Consider the following 18305-nt stretch of genomic DNA (forward strand, 5'->3'; position numbering starts at 1 on the left):
CTCTCGTCCCCGGCGTGAGCGCGCCCCTCCGGGCGCTCCGCCGACCCCGCATCCCGGTGATCGGTCCGTCCCGGGCCTGCGTGATCGATCCGACCCGGGTCCCCGCGGCGGTCCGCCCGCGCGTTGATGTCGTCTTCGCCGGAGGTGCCGGTCGTTTCGCTGTGATTCGTCATGCCGTGACCATCCCGCGAAACCGAAATCTCCGCTGCGGCCTGTGGATAACCACGAACATGGGCACGACAGGAGTTGTCCACAGTCTGGTCCGCTCGTTCGCGCTTTGTCCGACCCATCGGGTTGCATGGAGCCATGAGCAACGAAGACCAGCGCCCTCGGACCGACGAAGACCTGCGCACCGCGGCCGATGCCGTACTCGCCCGGCTGGTCGGTGCGCCGGCGGGCGAGGCCCGGCTCCGCGAGGACCAGTGGCGCGCCATCGAGGCCCTGGTCGCCGACAAGCGCAGAGCCCTGGTCGTGCAGCGCACCGGCTGGGGCAAGTCCGCGGTGTACTTCGTCGCGACCGCGTTGCTGCGGGAACGGGGCGCCGGGCCCACGGTCATCGTGTCCCCCCTGCTCGCGCTGATGCGCAACCAAGTGGAGGCGGCCGCCCGCGCCGGCATCCGCGCCCGCACCATCAACTCGTCCAACACGGAGGAGTGGGACACCATCCAGGCCGAGGTGGCGGCGAGCGAGGTCGACGTGCTGCTGGTGAGCCCGGAGCGGCTCAACAATCCCGACTTCCGCGACCAGGTGCTCCCGAAACTGTCCGCCGCGACCGGCCTCCTCGTGGTGGACGAGGCGCACTGCATCTCCGACTGGGGCCACGACTTCCGGCCGGACTACCGCAGGCTGCGCACGATGCTCGCCGACCTCCCGCCCGGCGTACCCGTGCTGGCCACCACGGCGACAGCCAACGCGCGCGTGACGGCCGACGTGGCCGAGCAGCTCGGTACGGGCGGCAGTACGGACGCGCTCGTGCTGCGAGGGCCATTGGACCGGGAGAGCCTGAGTCTCGGGGTGCTGCAGCTGCCGGACGCGGCGAACCGCATGGCCTGGCTGGCCGAGCACCTCGCTGACCTGCCCGGGTCGGGAATCATCTACACGCTCACGGTGGCGGCGGCGGAGGAGGTCACCGCGTTCCTGCGGCAGTGCGGGCACACGGTGACGTCGTACACGGGCAAGACGGAGAACGCGGACCGCCAGCAGGCCGAGGAGGATCTGCTCGCCAACCGTGTGAAGGCCCTCGTCGCGACTTCCGCCCTGGGCATGGGCTTCGACAAGCCGGACCTGGGTTTCGTGGTGCACCTCGGCTCACCCTCGTCCCCGATCGCGTACTACCAGCAGGTGGGGCGCGCCGGCCGAGGTGTGGAGCACGCCGAGGTGCTGCTCCTGCCGGGCAAGGAGGACCAGGCGATCTGGCAGTACTTCGCGTCGATCGCGTTCCCTCCGGAGGAGCAGGTCCGCCGCACTCTCGACGCGCTCGCCGGGGCCGGCAGGCCGTTGTCGCTGCCCGCACTGGAGCCTCTGGTGGAGCTGCGCCGCTCCCGCCTGGAGACGATGCTCAAGGTCCTCGACGTTGACGGGGCGGTGCGGCGGGTGCAGGGCGGCTGGATCTCCACGGGAGTTCCCTGGACGTACGACGGCGAGCGCTACGCCTGGGTCGCCAAACAGCGGGCCACCGAGCAGCAGGCGATGCGGGACTACGTCACGACGACGGGCTGCCGGATGGAGTTCCTGCGCCGGCAGCTGGACGACGAGGGCGCCACGCCGTGCGGGCGGTGCGACAACTGCGCGGGGCCCCGCTTCACCGACTCGGTCTCCGCCACCTCGCTGGAGGCCGCGCGTGGCGAGCTGGGTCGCGCGGGCGTCGAGGTCGAGCCCCGGAAGATGTGGCCCACCGGTCTGCCGGCGGTCGGCGTCGATCTGAAGGGCCGGATCCCCGCCGGGGAGCAGTTCTCGCCGGGGCGGGCGCTGGGCAGACTTTCGGACATCGGCTGGGGGAACCGGCTGCGGCCGATGCTCGCGCCCCAGGCTCCCGACGGGCCGGTGCCGGACGACGTCGCACAGGCCGTGGTCGGTGTCCTGGCCGACTGGGCGAAGGGACCCGGCGGATGGGCCTCGGGCCAGGCCGACGCGCAGCCACGCCCCGCCGGTGTCGTCACCATGGCCTCACGCACGCGTCCTCAGCTGATCCAGTCGCTCGGCGCGCGGATCGCCGAGATCGGCCGACTGCCGTTGCTCGGGTCCGTCGAGTACACGGGTGAGCTCTCGCAGGCCTCCCGGAGCAACAGCGCACAGCGGCTGAAGGCGCTCGACGGGGCGCTGACCGTGCCGCCCGAGCTCGCCGCGGCGCTCAGGGAGGCGGACGGACCGGTGCTGCTCGTGGACGACGCGACGGAGACGGGCTGGACGTTGGCGGTGGCCGCGCGACTCCTGCGACGAGCCGGAGCACAGGGGGTGTTGCCGCTGGTCCTCGCCGTGCAAGCGTGACCCGTGCGCCGCCGAGGAGGGCAGCGGGCAGGGATATAGGCGGCCTATCGCCGCAAAACCGCCTGTGGCCCCAATTGCTCGTTGCCGCAACCAAGTTCGCCAGGAAGAATTGAACTCCGTTCCCCGCACGGCTCGCCCGTGGTCCGGTAGGGCTCTGTTGCGGTGCGCGCTCCCCCAAGTCCGACCCTCGCCCGAAGTATGGGCGCGTAGCCGAAGGGAGGACCGTGACCTTCGGATTCGCTCCGTCCTCGGCGGCATCCATGTCGACGTCTGCCGACCTGTCCGCCGCTTCCGCCAATCCACTGACCCGAGTGCTCGAGCCGGCCGAATGGGCCGCCGCGGGGATCCCCCTGCTGCGTGACCCGCGCGAGGTCGTCAGCGGGCTGCACTCCCGGCACCGCCCCGGCGCGGCGACGGTGATCGTGGCCGTCCTCGACCCGGACGAACGACTGCGGGCAAGCGCCTCGTTCACACGCCGGCCCGCGCCGGCCGACGGGTGGCTCTTCCGCAACGTGCTGCTGGAGCAGCTGCGCCGGGTCATCCCGCACGACCTTCGCCGCCGCACCCCGATTCGTACGGCTGTCCTGATCTACTGCCGTGACGGCGACGCGCGCTGGACGGAGGAGGACGGGGCGTGGATGTGGGGGTTGCGGGACGCCTGCACGTTGCACGGCCTGCGGTGCGGGGCGTACATCACGCTGACGCGTGACGGCTGGCAGGTCCTCGGCGAGGGACGCGGCGGGCGCCGTCCCAGCGCGGACTCGGAGCCGGAGCCTTTCGCCACGGCCGACGCGCCGCCCCCGCCGCCGCGCACCGGGGGTGCCGCTTCGGAGCTGCTGCGACGAGCCGCCGCTCGCTGAGGAGTCCCTTCCAGCCACTGGGGTGCTGCCTCCACCCAGTTGCCTCCATCCGGTGAGGAGCCGCATCCGCCTGCGGGAGCACTGAACGCGCCCTGCGCGCGGCGGGCCGCCGGCGGACGGCAGACAGCAGACAGCAGACAGCAGACAGCAGACAGCAGACAGCAGGGTCTACGCGCAAGGTTTGCCGCGGGCACGGCGAAGGCACCCGGTGTGCGTCGGCGGGAGGGACCGGCCGAGCCGCACGCCGAGGACACCGGCATGCCCGGCCGGTTTCGGGACACCGGAAGACACCCACCGTGCGGATGCCGCCACCGCGGTATCCGAGGCATGTTCCCATCGGCGCCCTGGCCCGCACCCCTGCTTTCGTCCGGCCGCCCGCCCCCGGACGGAAGCAGGAAGGGCGGCCAGGGGCGGGCGCCGAACGGTTCCGGACGAGCGTCCGGAACAGGCTCAGACCCCGGCGCCCAGCACCGCGTTGATCTGCTGCGGGTCGCCGCAGACGATCAGCACGGCACCGGCCCGGCCGAGGGCCAGCGGCAGGGCGGAGGCTACGGCAGCGGCGGAACCGCCGTTGACGGCGACCACGACCACCGGTCGGGACGTGGCCCGGCCGGCGACGGAGGCGTCGGCGTAGAAGACGTCGTCGCCCGCGTCGTGCAGACCCCAGTAGGCGGTCTCGCCGAAGGAGAGTTCGTGCGCGGCCCACGGGTGCGGATCGCCGGTGGTGATCACCAGCACCTCACCCGGGGCGCGGCCCGACTCGAGCAGCAGGTCGACGGCTTCTTCCGCCGCGTCCAGCGCACCCTCGGCCGACGCCGGGACCAGCTGGATCTGCGGGTGGGAACCGGCCCGTGCGGCCGCCGGGGCCGAAGGCGCGGGCTTGGCCACGGCCGGTTCGCGCGACGTGCGTTGGACCGGCACGGGCCGGACAGGACCCGGACGGCCGGGACGCGGCGGAGCCGCGGGACGGGGGCCGGGTACGGGGCGGGGGGTCGGCGCGACGCGGCCACTGGCCGAGGTGGCGCGGGGACCCTGGGCACTCTCGTGAATCTGAGGCTCCTCGGGAGGGAGAGGCATGAGCTGATATTTATCAAACGCCGCTGCGACACGCGTCGGCGGGTGGCACATACGTGCGAGCGGGACCGTCAGAAATCGAAGCCGAGCTGGCCCTCGATCTCCGGAACGTTTCCGTCCGCCCAGGTGCGGGCCTTCTTGAGGTGCCGCCACCGGGGCAGCGCATCAAGATACGCCCACGTCAGCCGGTGGTACGGGGTGGGGCCCCGCTCCGCCAGCGCGGCCTTGTGCACCGGGGACGGATACCCGGCGTTGGCCGCAAAACCGAAGTCTGCATGGTCGGTGCCCAGTTCGGCCATCATTTTGTCGCGCTGCACCTTGGCGATCACCGAGGCCGCGGCGACGGCCACGCAGGACTGGTCACCCTTGATCAAGGTGCGAACCTGCCAGGGAGAGCCGAGGTAGTCGTGCTTCCCGTCGAGGATGACCGCGTCGGGGCGGACCGGCAGGGTCTCCAGGGCGCGGGTCGCCGCGAGCCGCAGCGCGGCCGTCATGCCCATGTCGTCGATCTCCTCCGGGGAGGCGTGACCGAGGGCGTACGACGTCACCCAGGTGCGCAGTTCCTCCGCGAGGGCGGTACGGCGCTTGAGCGTGAGGAGCTTGGAGTCGGTGAGGCCCTCGGGCGGCCGGCGCAGTCCGGTGATCGCCGCGCAGACGGTGACGGGCCCGGCCCAAGCACCGCGCCCCACCTCGTCGACACCGGCAATGACCTTCGCTCCGGTCGTGGCGCGGAGGGAGCGCTCGACGGTGTGGGTGGGAGGTACGTACGGCATGGCGCCCTTAGCGTACGCCGCTCGGAACCGGCGGCGACACCCAGGCCTTCCCCCGGCCCGTCTCCGGTGCGCAGAGGCGACGGGAGTCGCCTTGGTCACATGGCGTCCGGACGCAGCAGCGGCATCATGAGCTGATCGATCATCTCTTCCAGATCAGTCTGGCTCCATTCGCTGGCGCACACCTTCGATCGGTACATCATCATCGCCGGGATGGCGTCGAACACGTAGGCGTTCGCGGCGTCGGCTCGCACGTCGCCCCGCCCGATGCCACGGCGGATGACCTCTTGAAGCAGCCGCATGGTCGGCTCGACGACTCCGTCGAGGATCACGCCGTGGAAACGTTCGGCCTGAGGGGCGTCGCATTCGTGAAGGACCGAACGCAGCGCGAGGCCCGGGCGCGAGAACATCGCCTCACGCACCCGCCGACACAGCTCCAGCAGGTCCTCGCGGACACTGCCGAGGTCGGGCGCCTCCGCGAGGCGCGGCAGCCCGGCCGCCAGGGCGTCCGCGACGAGATCCTCCTTGGACGGCCACCGGCGGTAGACCGCCGCCTTCCCCGTCTGGGCTCCCGCGGCGACACCCTCCATGGTGAGGCCGCTCCAGCCGACCGTGCCGAGCTGTTCCAGGGCGGCTTCGAGGATCGCCCGTTCGAGCACGGCGCCGCGCCGACGTGGGGAGGCCGCCCGAGCGGGGGCGGCCGTGCCGTGTGAAGTGGCCATCAGTGTCTCTCCGTTGAGCATGAGGAATCAGGGATTCCGGTGGGGACGAGCGAGCACCTGGCGAAAAACGGCAGAGTCTTCAGTGAACGCTTGCGTTCACTGTTGGGGAGTCACTACCGTTGCTCGCGACAGTGAACGCGAGCGTTCACTAACGTACTTGTGGGGGACCCATGGTGACGACCTCTCAGTTGATACCCGAAAGAAAACCCGGAGCGGCCCGCCGGCAGGGACATCCCGGCATCGCACTCGCAGTCATCGCGGCCTGCCAACTCATGGTGGTACTCGACGCGACGATTGTGAACATCGCGCTCCCGCACATTCAAGACGCACTCGAATTCAGCACGACCGACCTGACCTGGGTGGTCAGCGCCTACACCCTCACCTTCGGCGGGCTGCTGCTCCTCGGCGGCCGGGCCGGCGACATCCTCGGCCGGCGCCGGGTCTTCATGACCGGAATCCTGCTGTTCACGGCCGCCTCACTGCTGGGCGGCCTGGCCCAGGAGCCGTGGCAGCTGATGGCGGCGCGCGCGCTCCAGGGAGTGGGTGGCGCGATCGCGTCGCCCACCTCACTGGCGCTGATCACCACCACCTTCCCGGAAGGCCCGGAGCGCAACCGGGCGTTCGGGGTGTTCGCCGCGGTCTCCGCGGGCGGCGGCGCCGTCGGTCTCCTCGCGGGCGGCATGCTCACGGAGTGGCTCGACTGGCGCTGGGTGCTCTTCGTGAACGTGCCCATCGGCCTGCTGATCGCCGCGCTCGCACCGATGTACATCAACGAATCCGAACGCCACCCGGGCCGCTTCGACGTCGCGGGAGCACTCACCTCGACGCTCGGCATGGCGTCTCTGGTCTACGGCTTCATCCGCGCTGCGGAGGAGGGCTGGCGGGACAGCCTCACCGTCGGGTCCTTCGGCGCCGCGGTGGTCCTGCTGCTGGCCTTCGGGTTCGTCGAGATGCGGGCCAAGGAGCCGATCACTCCGCTGCGGATGTTCGTCGACCGGAACCGCTCGGGCACGTACGTGATCATGCTCAGCCTGGCCGCTGCCATGTTCGGCATGTTCTTCTACATCGTGCTCTTCGTGCAGAACGTGCTGGGGTACAGCCCGATCTCGGCAGGCGTCGCCTTCCTCCCCGTGACCGTCGCGATCGTCACAGGCGCGGGACTGTCGCAGCGGTTCCTGCCCGTGCTCGGCCCCAAGCCGTTCATGGTCGTGGGCTCGGCGCTCGTCGCCCTCGGGCTGGGCTGGCTGACCTTCATCAGCCCGGACAGCTCGTACGCCGGGGGGATCCTCGGCCCCATGCTGCTCTTCGGCTTCGGTATGGGGCTGAACTTCGTGACCCTGACGCTCACCGCGGTCTCCGGTGTCTCCTCGCACGAGGCGGGCGCGGCGTCGGGCCTGCTCAACGCCACGCAGCAGGTCGGCGGTTCGCTCGGCCTCTCCATCCTCACCACGGTCTTCGGTTCGGCCGGCCGGGACGAGGCGGAGAAGCAGCTGCCGAACTTCCTCGCCGAGGCCTCGGCCGAGCAGAAGGCCGAGTTCGCCAAGACCCACCAGCTGCCCTCCCCGTGGGGCCACGAGGTGCTCGCCGAGGGCATCGCGGCCGCCTTCGTCCCGGCCGCCGCGATGGCCGTGCTCGCGCTGATCGTCGCGTCGCTCGTGATCAAGGTCCGCAAGAGTGACCTGGACGCACTGGCCGGGACGGCGGGGCCGGCCGGAGGCTGAACAACATGCCGAGGAGGCCGGGCCGCGCCCGGAGACCGACGGCCAGGACGTCGGCCCGACCTTCTGCGGCAGCGGTGCTCCGCGAACCACCGGGAACCCGCGGGACCTCAGCGGTACGCGCTCTCGTCCCCGAGACCGCTGCACACGGTCCAGTCCGCGCTTTTCGACAGCGGTCGCCCGGCGAGAATGTCCCGGGCGCGCGCCTCACCCCAGCTGGTCGCGTACCAGGACTCGTCGCTGTCGGCCAGGTCGTCGGCGACGAGCCGCAGCGCGCAACTGCGCAGCGGCTCCTCCAGCTTGTCCAGTGCCGGTACGGCGTCGGCGGACAGGCTGCGCGCGTAGTCGAGGTCGATCCTGCCCGTGTCCTCGTACCGCTGGACGTTGCGCTCGGCGATCATCGCGTCCGGTGACAGCAGTCCGAACGCGAGCACTCCGGCGGCGGCGCTGGCGGCGACGACGCGGGGCAGCCGGCGCGCTCCCCACACCCCGGCCGCCATGATGAGCGCGATGACGAGCCCGAGCCAGAGCTCCATCGCCACCACCGAGACCCGCAGGCGCGTCAGCCCGTACGCCTCCACATACATGTCCATACGCCGCACCGCCGACGCCACGACAACGAGCGCCAGCGCACACAGAGTTCCCAGGACACCGCGCACCAGCGTGCGGTCACGGGCGCCGCCCCGGGGCGCCCAGCGCAGGGCGAGGACGATGACGAGCAGCGTCAGCAGGGTGACCGTCAGCAGCTGCCAGAACCCCTGTCGCGCGTACTCGGCGTAGGTCTGTCCCGTCTGCTCCAGTACGGCGTCGTATCCGCCGAAGAGCACCGCCAGCTGGACGGCGTTGAAGGCGGCGAAGAGCACGACGAGCACGGTCAGCGGGAGCGCCCACTCGACGCGGCCGCGGGCGCGGCCCTCGGGTATCCGGGCGCGGTCCCAGTGGACGGGCGCCGCCGCCGTATGAGCGGCCGCGAGGCCGAGGACCAGTCCGAACACCAGGAGCAGGAGATGCCAGGGGCCGCCGGAGACGGACGCGTCCGGCAACAGGCCGCCGAGCAGGTCCGCGAAGGCCGCGTCGGCCCCCGCGAACAGCGCGCCGAAGACCAGCAACAGGACCGCGGTCACCGCCAGGGCGCGCAGGGCGGGACCGACGCGCCCCCGGGCGCCGCCCGCGCGTTCACGCAGTCCCCGCCAGCCCCAGACGGGACCGGTGACGACCGAGTTGAACACCCCCAGCGGGCTGAGCAGCACGGCGAGCCAGCTCCGGCCGCCGTTCAGGGCGAGCGAGCCCGTCCCGACCGCGGCGGCGACGGCCAGGAAGGACGGCCAGTCGGCGTCGCGCAGTGCCGGTACCGCCAGCAGGGCCAGTCCGCCGATGCCCCATCCGAGTGTCCACGCGCGCGTGCGTCGTCCCGCGGCCTGGGCGGCGAAGTAGCCGGCAAGGGCGGCCGGGAGCGCGACGAGCAGAAGGTTGAGCGCCAGGCCGTCGCCCAGGAGCAGCATGCTCAGCAGTCCGGTGGCGAGCACCGCCCACAGGGTGGCCGTACGGATGGGTGCCGGGGTTTCGACCCGGAGCCCGGCGAGCCAGGACACGGGAGGGGGCGACGGGGCGGCCCAGTCGCCGCTCTCCGTCTCTTCGTCGGCGCGCTCATCGTCGGCGCGCCCGTCATCCTCCGCGCCGTCGTCGGCGCTATCGCCGTCCTCCGCCCCGCCGTCGAGACGATCAACGTCCTCGTCGTCGGAGCGATCAACGTCCTCGTCCCTGTCCGTGTCCGTGTGCTCGCCGTCCTCATCGGCACCGGCTTGCCCGGCGTGCGCGTGACCGTCGGCGGCCGTGCCGGGTGCGTCACCGTCCGCGTGTGCGTCACCGTCCGCGTGACCGTCGGCGGGCGTGCCGGGTGCGTCGTCGTGCTCCTCGCGGTCGGTGCCCTCGCCGACCGCGGCATCGTCCGGGACTGCGTCGCCCGGGACGGCGCCGCCCCGCGCCCCGGTCTTCGGCACGGTGTCGCTGGACGCCCCCTCCGCTCCGGTCCGGACAGCGGCATCACCCCGCGCGCCGGACCCCGGAACGGCCTCGCCGTTTCCTGCCCGCTGGACTCCCCCGGACCTCTCCGGCTCCGGTGCCGTTTCTCCTGGCTCGGACGTGGACGGTGTGTCGGACACGGGACCCCCTCCCAGCCGGTCCACGCACAGCCCGGCGCGCGCCGAAGCGGCGGCAGGGCTGGGGACCGATGTCTCGTCGGCGCGCGCCCGGCATGATCAACAAGCAGCGTGGCGGCCCACGTTATCCAGGGGTGGCGGGCCCGAGCCGGGGGTTGCCGTGCTGTAGCAAGCCTGTGACAGACGAGGCGTGTGTGACGGAAGGAGGGCGGTGGGACACGTGAGGCCCGCCGAGTGGGAGCCGCTGCAAGGCGCCGGACCGCGGCAGCTCAGGCGCCGGGTCCGGTCCGCCGGCTCACGCCGCTCACGCCGGGACCGCCACCCACTCCGGCAGCGGCTCCGTCCGCTCCAGCCACGTGTGCGGCGGGGCACCGGTCTTCCCCGAGGCGACGACACCGCCCACGATGGCGCAGGTGGTGTCCATGTCGCCGCCCACCTGGGCGGTCGACCAGAACGCCTCCTCGTAACCACCGAGGGCCCGGGCCGCCGACCAGAGCGCGAACGGCACCGTGTCGTGCGCCGTCGTACGCCGTCCGCAGCCCAGCACGGCGGCGACCGTCGCGGTGTCGCCGTAGTCGAGCATGTCCCGGGCGCGCCGCAGGCCCGCACCGACCGCGCTGCGCGGTACGAGCGCGATGACGCCGTCCAGCAGCGCCTCGGCTGCGGGCGGGCCCGCCGGGTCGGCCGCCAGGGCGGCGGCCGCGGCGACGGCCATGGCGCCGACGACGGCCTCGCGGTGCTGATGCGTGGGGTAGGCCGAGATCTCGGCCTGGTGCGTCGCCTGCTCCGGGTCGTCCGCGTACCAGGCGCCGAGGGGAGCGATCCGCATCGCTGCGCCGTTCCCCCAGGAGCCCTGTCCCTTGAAGAGCGCGGAGGACAGCTCGCGCCAGTCGCCGCCGTCACGGATCTGCCGCAGCAGGCGGTCGACAGCGGGCCCGTAACCCCGCTCGACGTCGTGGTGCTCGGCGAAGGAGAGAGCCAGCTCGTCCTGGTCGATGCGCTGGCGCGCGGCCAGCACGGCCACCACGGAGGAGGCCATCGCGGTGTCGTCGGTCCACCGCCACGGGCCGGTCGGCAGCTCGCGGCCCTTGAGCAGCGGGAGGTTCGCGGGCAGGAAGAACTGCGAGCCCAGCGCGTCTCCCACCGCGAGTCCGCGCAGGCTGGACAGGGCGCGGGCCACGCGCCCGTCGGGAGAGGAGTCAGCGGTCATCGCCCTGCCACTCTATCCGGTGACTCCGTACGATTCCGGATCACGCCAGCGTTCGAAAGGCCGGTCAAGTGTGTACCTGCCGTCGTCCCCGAGAACGAGCATCCGCATCTCCGCGTTCCCGGGATTCGACAGCGACTCGAATTCCGCGACCGTCCAGTGGAACCAGCGCATGCAGAACAGCCGCATGGCGAGGCCGTGCGTGACCAGGAGCACGTTCGGCGGGTGGTCCGGGGCCTCGAAGCTCCGGTAGAGGCTCTCCAGGAAGTTGCCGACCCGGTCGTACACGTCGGCGCCGGACTCCCCCTGGGCGAAGCGGTAGAAGAAGTGGCCGTACGCGTCCCGGTACGCCTTCTGCAGACGTACGTCGTCCCGGTCCTGCCAGTTGCCCCAGTCCTGCTCGCGCAGCCGGGGCTCCTCGCGCACCCGCACCAGCTCAGGGTCGAGATGGAAGGCCCGGAACGTCTCGTGCGTACGGCGGTACGGGGAGACGTAAACGCTTACGCGGTCACGTCCGAAGAGCTCGCGAAGCTGCTTGCCCCGCTCCTCCGCCTGCCGCCACCCGGCGTCGGTGAGCGCCAGAGCATGGTCGGGCTCGCGTTCGTACACGGTGTCGTCGGCGTTGCCCGCCGACTCGCCGTGCCGGACAAGAACGATGCGCCGCGGTCGTGCCATGCCGAAACCCTAGATCGGCCGACGCCCGATCGAGCACTCGTACGGGCTCCATACGGCGTAGATCACACAATTCGCCTCGCCAGAGGGGTCCGGGACGCTCTTCCACCCCGGGCGCGCCCTCCCGCCTCAGACGATCCAGGACGGTTCCAGCTGGACTATGTCACCGGTGAGGGCGGCCACGTCCGCCTCGGTCTGGGCTCGCAGGGCGAGACGCTCGACCCGCTCGTCCCGGTACTTTCCGTGCTCGGCCGCCGACTGCCACATGGAGAGGATCAGGAACTCGTGTCCCGGGGCCTCACCGAACAGCCCACGGATCATGCCCGGCGAGCCCGCCATGGCGGGGTTCCACACCTTCTCCTGCATGAGGGCGAAGTGCTCGGCACGCTCCTCGTGGACCCGGCAGTGCGCCACCCGCACCAGGTCGGCGTCCGTGAACCTCGGCTCGAAGCCGGTCTTCACGTCGAAACGGTGGTCGAACAACTTCGTCTGGAGGTCCTTGTAGGTGCCCGACTGCGCGGCCGCGAGCCGGTCGTGGGAGCGGGCCATGAAGGAGTCGTAGAAGGCGCGGCTCTCCCAGAAGGCGAAGAGGTGCGCCACACCCGGCCGTCCCCGGCTCCAGCCCCCGCCCTGCCCCCGGAAACCAGGCTCGCCCAGAAGCCCCGCCCACTTTCGCTGCCCCCGCTCGAAACCGCGGCGGTCCACCACGGTGCAGCGAATCCACTTGACCAGCACCGCGCCATCGTAAGGCCAAGGGACGTGGCGCCGGTCACGCTCCGGCGGAGTGCACCCGGGCGAGCGCCCCCGCGCTCGTGACACGATGTGCAACCAGCCCTTGGATCAGCACAGTTGGGGCAGGCGGACAGTCGGACACGGGGAGGGAAGATCATGGTGAACGGTCTCAGCAAGGGCATCAACAAGGTCGAATTGTCGGTGAAGTGGGACCCGAGTCCCGCCGGCGAGCCGAACACCGATCTCGACATCGTCGCCGGGACCTACCTGGCGCACGACCCGCACGGAAGTGCCGACTACGTCGTGCACTTCGACAGCCGCTCCCCGGACGGCACCATCTACCTCGACCGGGACAGCAAGGACGGCAAGGGCTTCGGCTGGGACGAAGTGATGACCCTGGAGCTGAACCGGCTCGACGACCGCTACACGCGCGTGGTCGTGGGCGTCGTCATCCAGCAGCGTTCCGGCCGCAGGACGTTCGGCGAGGTCATGAACCCCGGCCTGCGCATGCGCGAGGGGTACACCGTCCTGGCCGAGGACGACTTCAGCGGTGTGCCGCAGGCGACGGCGGCGACCGTGGGGGAGTTCGTGCGCGACAGCTCCGGGGAGTGGACCTTCCACCCCGGAATCGACGGCTACGACACGGACCCCGGGGAGTTCACGAGGCTCATGGGCAACCGCCGCGACGCCTGATCCCGCCGCTGCGGGGAGAAGCGGGTCGCCGCGAAGGCCCGGGAGTTCCCGGCACCGTGACCGGTTGGGCCGGCCGCGCCCGGCGGCCGGCCCCGGGACGCGAGCGGGGAGCCGGCGACTCGCCGGCTCCCCGCTCACACCGTGTACTTCAGGCCTGACGGCCGCGACGGCCGCTTCCGGTCAGCTGCAACCGCTGGTCGAGCCGCAGCCCTCGCAGATGTAGCAGGACCCGGCCCGCTGCATCTTCGTACCGCAGGAGAAGCACAGGGGGGCGTCCGCCTGGATGCCCAGCTGCATCTCCACCAGTTCGGCACTGGTGTGCGCCTGCTGCGGGACGGGCTTCACCGCCTCGGCCTCGGCCTTCGGAGTGGCGACGGCCTTCAGTTCCTGCGCGCGGGGCGCGGACTGGGCCAGGCCCTCGACGTCCATCTCCTCGTCGGTCGGCTCGTACGAACCGGTCTCCAGGTGACGCTGACGCTCCTCGGCCGAGTGGATGCCGAGCGCGGAGCGCGTCTCGAAGGGGAGGAAGTCGAGCGCGAGACGACGGAAGATGTAGTCGACGATCGACTGCGCCATCCGCACGTCCGGGTCGTCGGTCATACCGGCCGGCTCGAAGCGCATGTTCGTGAACTTCGAGACGTACGTCTCCAGCGGCACCCCGTACTGCAGACCCACCGAGACGGCGATGGAGAAGGCGTCCATCATGCCCGCGAGGGTCGAGCCCTGCTTGGACATCTTCAGGAAGACCTCGCCGAGACCGTCGTCCGGGTAGGAGTTCGCGGTCATGTAGCCCTCGGCGCCGCCCACCGTGAAGGAGGTGGTGATGCCGGGCCGGCCCTTGGGGAGGCGCTTGCGGACCGGACGGTACTCGACGACCTTCTCGATCGCGGTACGGATGGTCTCCTCGGCCGTCGCGGTGACCTCGACCTTCTCCTTCTCCTTGGTCTTCGCGGAGAGGGGCTGGCCGACCTTGCAGTTGTCGCGGTAGATGGCGAGCGCCTTGACGCCCATCTTCCACGCCTCGAAGTAGACCTCCTCGACGTCCTCGACGGTCGCCGTCTCCGGCAGGTTGACCGTCTTGGAGAGCGCGCCGGAGATCCACGGCTGGATCGCGGCCATCATGCGGACGTGGCCCATCGCGGAGATGGAGCGCTCGCCCATGGCGCAGTCGAAGACCTCGTAGTGCTCCTGCTTGAGGCTCGGCGCGTCGATCACATTGCCGTTCTCGGCGATGTGGGCGACGATCGCCTCGATCTGCTCCTCCTGGTAACCCAGGCGGCGCAGGGCCTGCGGGACGGTGCCGTTGACGATCTGCATCGAACCGCCGCCGACCAGCTTCTTGAACTTGACCAGGGCGAGGTCGGGCTCGAGGCCGGTGGTGTCGCAGGACATCGCGAGACCGATGGTGCCGGTGGGGGCGATGACGGAGGCCTGCGCGTTGCGGAAGCCGTTCTTCTCGCCGAGGTGGAGGACGTCCTGCCAGGCCTCCGTGGCGGCGGCCCAGATCGGCGTGTCCAGGTCGTCCACGCGGACGGCCACGGCGTTGGCGTCGGAGTGCTGCTTCATGACGCGCTGGTGCGGCTGGGCGTTGCGGGCGTAGCCGTCGTACGGGCCGACGACCGCGGCGAGTTCGGCGGACCGCCGGTACGACGTACCCGTCATCAGCGAGGTGATGGCGCCGGCGAGGGCGCGGCCGCCGTCGGAGTCGTACGCGTGGCCGGTCGCCATGAGGAGGGCGCCGAGGTTGGCGTAGCCGATGCCCAGCTGGCGGAAGGCGCGGGTGTTCTCACCGATCTTCTGGGTCGGGAAGTCCGCGAAGCAGATGGAGATGTCCATCGCGGTGATGACCAGCTCGACGACCTTCGCGAAGCGCTCGACGTCGAAGGACTGGTGGCCCTTGCTGTCGTCCTTCAGGAACTTCATCAGGTTCAGCGAGGCGAGGTTGCAGGACGTGTTGTCCAGGTGCATGTACTCGCTGCACGGGTTCGAGCCGTTGATACGGCCGGACTCCGGGCACGTGTGCCAGTGGTTGATCGTGTCGTCGTACTGGATGCCAGGGTCGGCGCAGGCCCAGGCGGCCTCGGCCATCTTGCGGAAGAGCGACTTGGCGTCGACCTCCTCGATGACCTCGCCGGTCATGCGCGACGTCAGACCGAACTTGTCGCCCGCCTCGACGGCCTTCATGAACGCGTCGTTCACCCGGACCGAGTTGTTGGCGTTCTGGTACTGGACGGACGTGATGTCGTCGCCGCCCAGGTCCATGTCGAAGCCCGCGTCACGCAGGGCGCGGATCTTCTCCTCCTCCTTCACCTTGGTCTCGATGAAGTCCTCGATGTCGGGGTGGTCGACGTCCAGGATGACCATCTTGGCGGCGCGGCGCGTGGCGCCACCCGACTTGATCGTTCCCGCGGAGGCGTCGGCGCCGCGCATGAAGGAGACGGGACCCGAGGCGTTGCCGCCGGAGGAGAGCAGCTCCTTGGAGGAGCGGATCCGGGAGAGGTTCAGGCCGGCACCGGAGCCGCCCTTGAAGATCATGCCCTCTTCCTTGTACCAGTCGAGGATCGACTCCATGGAGTCGTCGACGGACAGGATGAAGCAGGCGGAGACCTGCTGGGGCTGCGGCGTACCGACGTTGAACCAGACCGGCGAGTTGAAGCTGAAGATCTGGTGCAGGAGGGCGTACGCCAGCTCGTGCTCGAAGATCTCGGCGTCGGCGGGGGAGGCGAAGTACCGGTGGTCCTCGCCGGCCTTCCGGTACGTCTTCACGATCCGGTCGATGAGCTGCCTGAGGCTCACCTCACGCTGCGGGGTGCCCACAGCGCCGCGGAAGTACTTGCTGGTGACGATGTTGACCGCGTTCACCGACCAGAAGTCGGGGAACTCGACGCCACGCTGCTCGAAGTTGACCGAGCCGTCGCGCCAGTTGGTCATGACGACGTCACGGCTGGCCCACTCGACCTCGTCGTACGGGTGCACGCCGGGGGTGGTGTGGATGCGCTCGACACGCAGTCCCTTGCTCGCCTTGGTGCCCTTGGCGCGGGAACTCCGTGCCGGACCGCTCGCCGTCTCTGTCATGCCGCCTCCCTGTTTCAGGCTAAAACGCCCTGAAGTGCCACGTTCTTCCCATGGCACGTTGTGTGTCTGGTACTGCGCGAGCCGCGTCGGCGGTCCGCGCAGCAGGTCTTCGTCTGCCGCCGGTCGACCGGGGCCGGACGTCTCGTCCGGGTCCGGCCCGCCGGTCAGTCGGCGGCGTTCGCGGGCACGGGGACCTGGACGGTCCCTCCGGACCCGCGGTCGGTCACCTGGCGCTCCGCGTCCGCGACGTCACCGTCCGCGGCGGGGCGCTGCTTGCCTTCCCTGAGTTCCACGATGGCGGCCTCGAAGTCCTCGAGCGAGTCGAACGCCCGGTACACGGACGCGAACCGCAGATAGGCGACGAGGTCGAGCTCCCGCAGCGGGCCGAGTATGGCCAGCCCCACGTCATGGGTGGTCAGTTCGGCGCTTCCGGTGGCGCGCACCGCCTCCTCGACCCGCTGGCCGAGCTGGGCGAGTGCGTCCTCGGTGACAGGCCGCCCCTGGCACGCCTTGCGCACGCCGTTGATGACCTTGGTGCGGCTGAAGGGCTCGGTGACGCCGGACCGCTTGACCACCATCAGCGAACACGTCTCCACCGTCGTGAAACGGCGGGAGCAGTCGGGGCACTGGCGGCGCCTGCGGATCGACGTGCCGTCGTCGGTCGTACGACTGTCGACGACACGGCTGTCGGGGTGCCTGCAGAAGGGGCAGTGCATGGCTCCAACCCTCCCTCACGGCACGACTCATGGACCTCAGAGACCTCTCGGGCCCCTCGAAGCAGCCCCCAGCATAGGCGATGCCCTGGGGTCGGAAGACCCGGGGGACCACAACTTCTGGGATGCCGCCGCAATCGAACCACTACATGTGGTGGCAGGCGTGTAAATCCACACGAGGCGCGCGTGTCGCACACGTATCGGCGGGGTGCCGCGCGGGCCATACCGGGACGCGGGCCTGACGCGACACCGTGAGCGACGCACGGAAGGGGCCGGTCCCCGGCCCGGGGTGCACCTGATGGCAGACTGGGCGGCGCCCCGGCGGCTGCCGGCGCGCTGAACGCCCGGCGGTGAAGGGTACAGCAATCCGCCGTTTTGTCCGCGGGACGCAGCGTCAGCCATACACCTGGACACGTGATCGCGTCAGCGAATTCCCGCTTTTTCACTCGAACGTGTGTTTGGCGCAACCTTTCGAAAGCCACTACCGTTGTCCAGCAGGGAGACCATCGAGAGGGGCCGACGTGACCACCACCGCAGACAGTGCCACCATCACTGCCCAGGACCGCTCCCAGAGCCGACTCGAGCCGGTGCATGCGATGAACGAAGCCATGAATCATGAGGGACCCAAGCGGTCCCTGCCCGGCCGACCTCCAGGCATCCGGGCGGACAGTTCCGGGCTCACGGACCGACAGCGCCGGGTGATCGAGGTCATCAGGGATTCCGTGCAGCGGCGGGGTTACCCGCCGTCGATGCGGGAGATCGGTCAGGCGGTCGGTCTGTCCAGCACGTCGTCCGTCGCCCATCAGCTGATGGCGCTGGAGCGCAAGGGTTTCCTGCGCCGGGACCCGCACCGCCCTCGCGCGTACGAGGTCCGCGGCTCCGACCAGTCCTCCGTGCAGCCCACGGACACCGCGGGCAAGCCCGCCGCGTCGTACGTCCCGCTCGTCGGACGCATCGCCGCCGGTGGCCCGATCCTCGCCGAGGAATCGGTCGAGGACGTGTTCCCTCTCCCCCGGCAGCTGGTGGGCGACGGTGAGCTGTTCGTCCTGAAGGTCGTCGGTGACTCGATGATCGAGGCGGCCATCTGTGACGGGGACTGGGTGACGGTCCGTCGTCAGCCGGTCGCGGAGAACGGCGACATCGTGGCCGCCATGCTCGACGGCGAGGCCACGGTCAAGCGGTTCAAGCGCGAGGACGGCCACGTGTGGCTGCTGCCGCACAACTCCGCGTACCAGCCGATCCCCGGTGACGAAGCGACCATCCTGGGCAAGGTGGTCGCCGTACTGCGGCGGGTGTGACACCCCCGCGGTGGGCGCCCTCACTCCGCGCCCGCCCCCGACCGGACCCCGGGACCACCTGCGCCGGTTCCGGGGTCCTGCTCTGCCCGGGCACCGGGCCGGCTGCGCGCTACGGGCCCGTCCTT

14 protein-coding genes are annotated in these 18305 nt (G+C 70.8%); 5 read left to right on the plus strand and 9 right to left on the minus strand.

Annotated elements, in window-relative coordinates; translation table 11 throughout:
* Nucleotides 1–306: 306 nt before the first annotated feature.
* Both AC0ZLC_RS02380 and AC0ZLC_RS02385 read left to right on the plus strand, forming a co-directional pair.
* Complete coding sequence (locus AC0ZLC_RS02380) at nucleotides 307–2487, plus strand: RecQ family ATP-dependent DNA helicase (protein WP_476750142.1); 2181 nt, start codon at nucleotides 307–309, stop codon at nucleotides 2485–2487.
* A gap of 224 nt (nucleotides 2488–2711) precedes the next feature.
* The gene (locus AC0ZLC_RS02385) at nucleotides 2712–3347 is read left to right on the plus strand and encodes a hypothetical protein (RefSeq protein ID WP_476750143.1); all 636 of its coding nucleotides are present in this window, start codon (nucleotides 2712–2714) and stop codon (nucleotides 3345–3347) included.
* A gap of 450 nt (nucleotides 3348–3797) precedes the next feature.
* Here AC0ZLC_RS02385 and AC0ZLC_RS02390 read toward each other — a convergent pair whose 3' ends face one another.
* The 3 genes from AC0ZLC_RS02390 to AC0ZLC_RS02400 form a co-directional block, all read right to left on the minus strand.
* Nucleotides 3798–4424, minus strand: coding sequence for a hypothetical protein (locus AC0ZLC_RS02390; RefSeq protein WP_476750144.1), 627 nt, complete (start codon nucleotides 4422–4424; stop codon nucleotides 3798–3800).
* A gap of 68 nt (nucleotides 4425–4492) precedes the next feature.
* Complete coding sequence (locus AC0ZLC_RS02395; RefSeq protein ID WP_476750145.1) at nucleotides 4493–5194, minus strand: ribonuclease HII; 702 nt, start codon at nucleotides 5192–5194, stop codon at nucleotides 4493–4495.
* A gap of 95 nt (nucleotides 5195–5289) precedes the next feature.
* A complete protein-coding gene (locus AC0ZLC_RS02400) occupies nucleotides 5290–5913 on the minus strand; it encodes a TetR/AcrR family transcriptional regulator (protein WP_476750146.1) in 624 nt (207 codons plus the stop codon).
* A gap of 173 nt (nucleotides 5914–6086) precedes the next feature.
* On the opposite strand from AC0ZLC_RS02400, the gene AC0ZLC_RS02405 reads away from it, so the two are divergent.
* Nucleotides 6087–7634, plus strand: a complete 1548-nt coding sequence (locus AC0ZLC_RS02405; RefSeq protein WP_476750225.1) for an MFS transporter — start codon at nucleotides 6087–6089, stop codon at nucleotides 7632–7634.
* Nucleotides 7635–7741: 107 nt separating this feature from the next.
* On the opposite strand, the gene AC0ZLC_RS02410 is transcribed toward AC0ZLC_RS02405, so the two are convergent.
* From AC0ZLC_RS02410 to AC0ZLC_RS02425, 4 genes are all read right to left on the minus strand, one after another.
* Entirely contained in the window at nucleotides 7742–9223 is a 1482-nt protein-coding gene (locus AC0ZLC_RS02410; protein ID WP_476750226.1) for a DUF4153 domain-containing protein, read from the minus strand.
* An 871-nt stretch (nucleotides 9224–10094) separates the two neighbouring features.
* Nucleotides 10095–11000, minus strand: coding sequence for an ADP-ribosylglycohydrolase family protein (locus tag AC0ZLC_RS02415; protein ID WP_476750147.1), 906 nt, complete (start codon nucleotides 10998–11000; stop codon nucleotides 10095–10097).
* 12 nt (nucleotides 11001–11012) lie between these two features.
* Nucleotides 11013–11672, minus strand: a complete 660-nt coding sequence (locus tag AC0ZLC_RS02420; protein WP_476750148.1) for a histidine phosphatase family protein — start codon at nucleotides 11670–11672, stop codon at nucleotides 11013–11015.
* A gap of 126 nt (nucleotides 11673–11798) precedes the next feature.
* The gene (locus tag AC0ZLC_RS02425; protein WP_476750149.1) at nucleotides 11799–12404 is read right to left on the minus strand and encodes a YdbC family protein; all 606 of its coding nucleotides are present in this window, start codon (nucleotides 12402–12404) and stop codon (nucleotides 11799–11801) included.
* A 114-nt stretch (nucleotides 12405–12518) separates the two neighbouring features.
* Between AC0ZLC_RS02425 and AC0ZLC_RS02430 the strand changes: the two genes are divergently transcribed.
* Complete coding sequence (locus AC0ZLC_RS02430) at nucleotides 12519–13094, plus strand: TerD family protein (RefSeq protein ID WP_476750150.1); 576 nt, start codon at nucleotides 12519–12521, stop codon at nucleotides 13092–13094.
* Nucleotides 13095–13274: 180 nt separating this feature from the next.
* Here the strand turns inward: AC0ZLC_RS02430 and AC0ZLC_RS02435 are convergent, their stop codons facing one another.
* On the minus strand, nucleotides 13275–16169 hold the full coding sequence (locus tag AC0ZLC_RS02435; RefSeq protein WP_476750151.1) for a vitamin B12-dependent ribonucleotide reductase: 2895 nt from the start codon (nucleotides 16167–16169) through the stop codon (nucleotides 13275–13277).
* Nucleotides 16170–16333: 164 nt separating this feature from the next.
* Nucleotides 16334–16885 (minus strand): transcriptional regulator NrdR, encoded by a 552-nt coding sequence (nrdR, locus tag AC0ZLC_RS02440; protein WP_476750152.1) that lies wholly within the window; start codon nucleotides 16883–16885, stop codon nucleotides 16334–16336.
* A 518-nt stretch (nucleotides 16886–17403) separates the two neighbouring features.
* Here nrdR and lexA point away from each other — a divergent pair.
* Entirely contained in the window at nucleotides 17404–18180 is a 777-nt protein-coding gene (gene lexA / locus AC0ZLC_RS02445; RefSeq protein ID WP_476750153.1) for a transcriptional repressor LexA, read from the plus strand.
* The last annotated feature ends 125 nt before the right edge of the window (nucleotides 18181–18305 follow it).

The sequence above is a fragment of the Streptomyces sp. GLSS-08 genome, assembly GCF_056387915.1.

Excerpts from the sequence above, each read along its gene's own strand:
- AC0ZLC_RS02380 (WP_476750142.1), top strand. The coding sequence starts at position 307 with ATGAGCAACGAAGACCAGCGCCCTCGGACCGACGAAGACCTGCGCACC.
- AC0ZLC_RS02390 (WP_476750144.1), bottom strand. The coding sequence starts at position 4,424 with ATGCCTCTCCCTCCCGAGGAGCCTCAGATTCACGAGAGTGCCCAGGGT.
- AC0ZLC_RS02395 (WP_476750145.1), bottom strand. The coding sequence starts at position 5,194 with ATGCCGTACGTACCTCCCACCCACACCGTCGAGCGCTCCCTCCGCGCC.
- AC0ZLC_RS02400 (WP_476750146.1), bottom strand. The coding sequence starts at position 5,913 with ATGGCCACTTCACACGGCACGGCCGCCCCCGCTCGGGCGGCCTCCCCA.
- AC0ZLC_RS02415 (WP_476750147.1), bottom strand. The coding sequence starts at position 11,000 with ATGACCGCTGACTCCTCTCCCGACGGGCGCGTGGCCCGCGCCCTGTCC.
- AC0ZLC_RS02420 (WP_476750148.1), bottom strand. The coding sequence starts at position 11,672 with ATGGCACGACCGCGGCGCATCGTTCTTGTCCGGCACGGCGAGTCGGCG.
- AC0ZLC_RS02435 (WP_476750151.1), bottom strand. The coding sequence starts at position 16,169 with ATGACAGAGACGGCGAGCGGTCCGGCACGGAGTTCCCGCGCCAAGGGC.
- nrdR (WP_476750152.1), bottom strand. The coding sequence starts at position 16,885 with ATGCACTGCCCCTTCTGCAGGCACCCCGACAGCCGTGTCGTCGACAGT.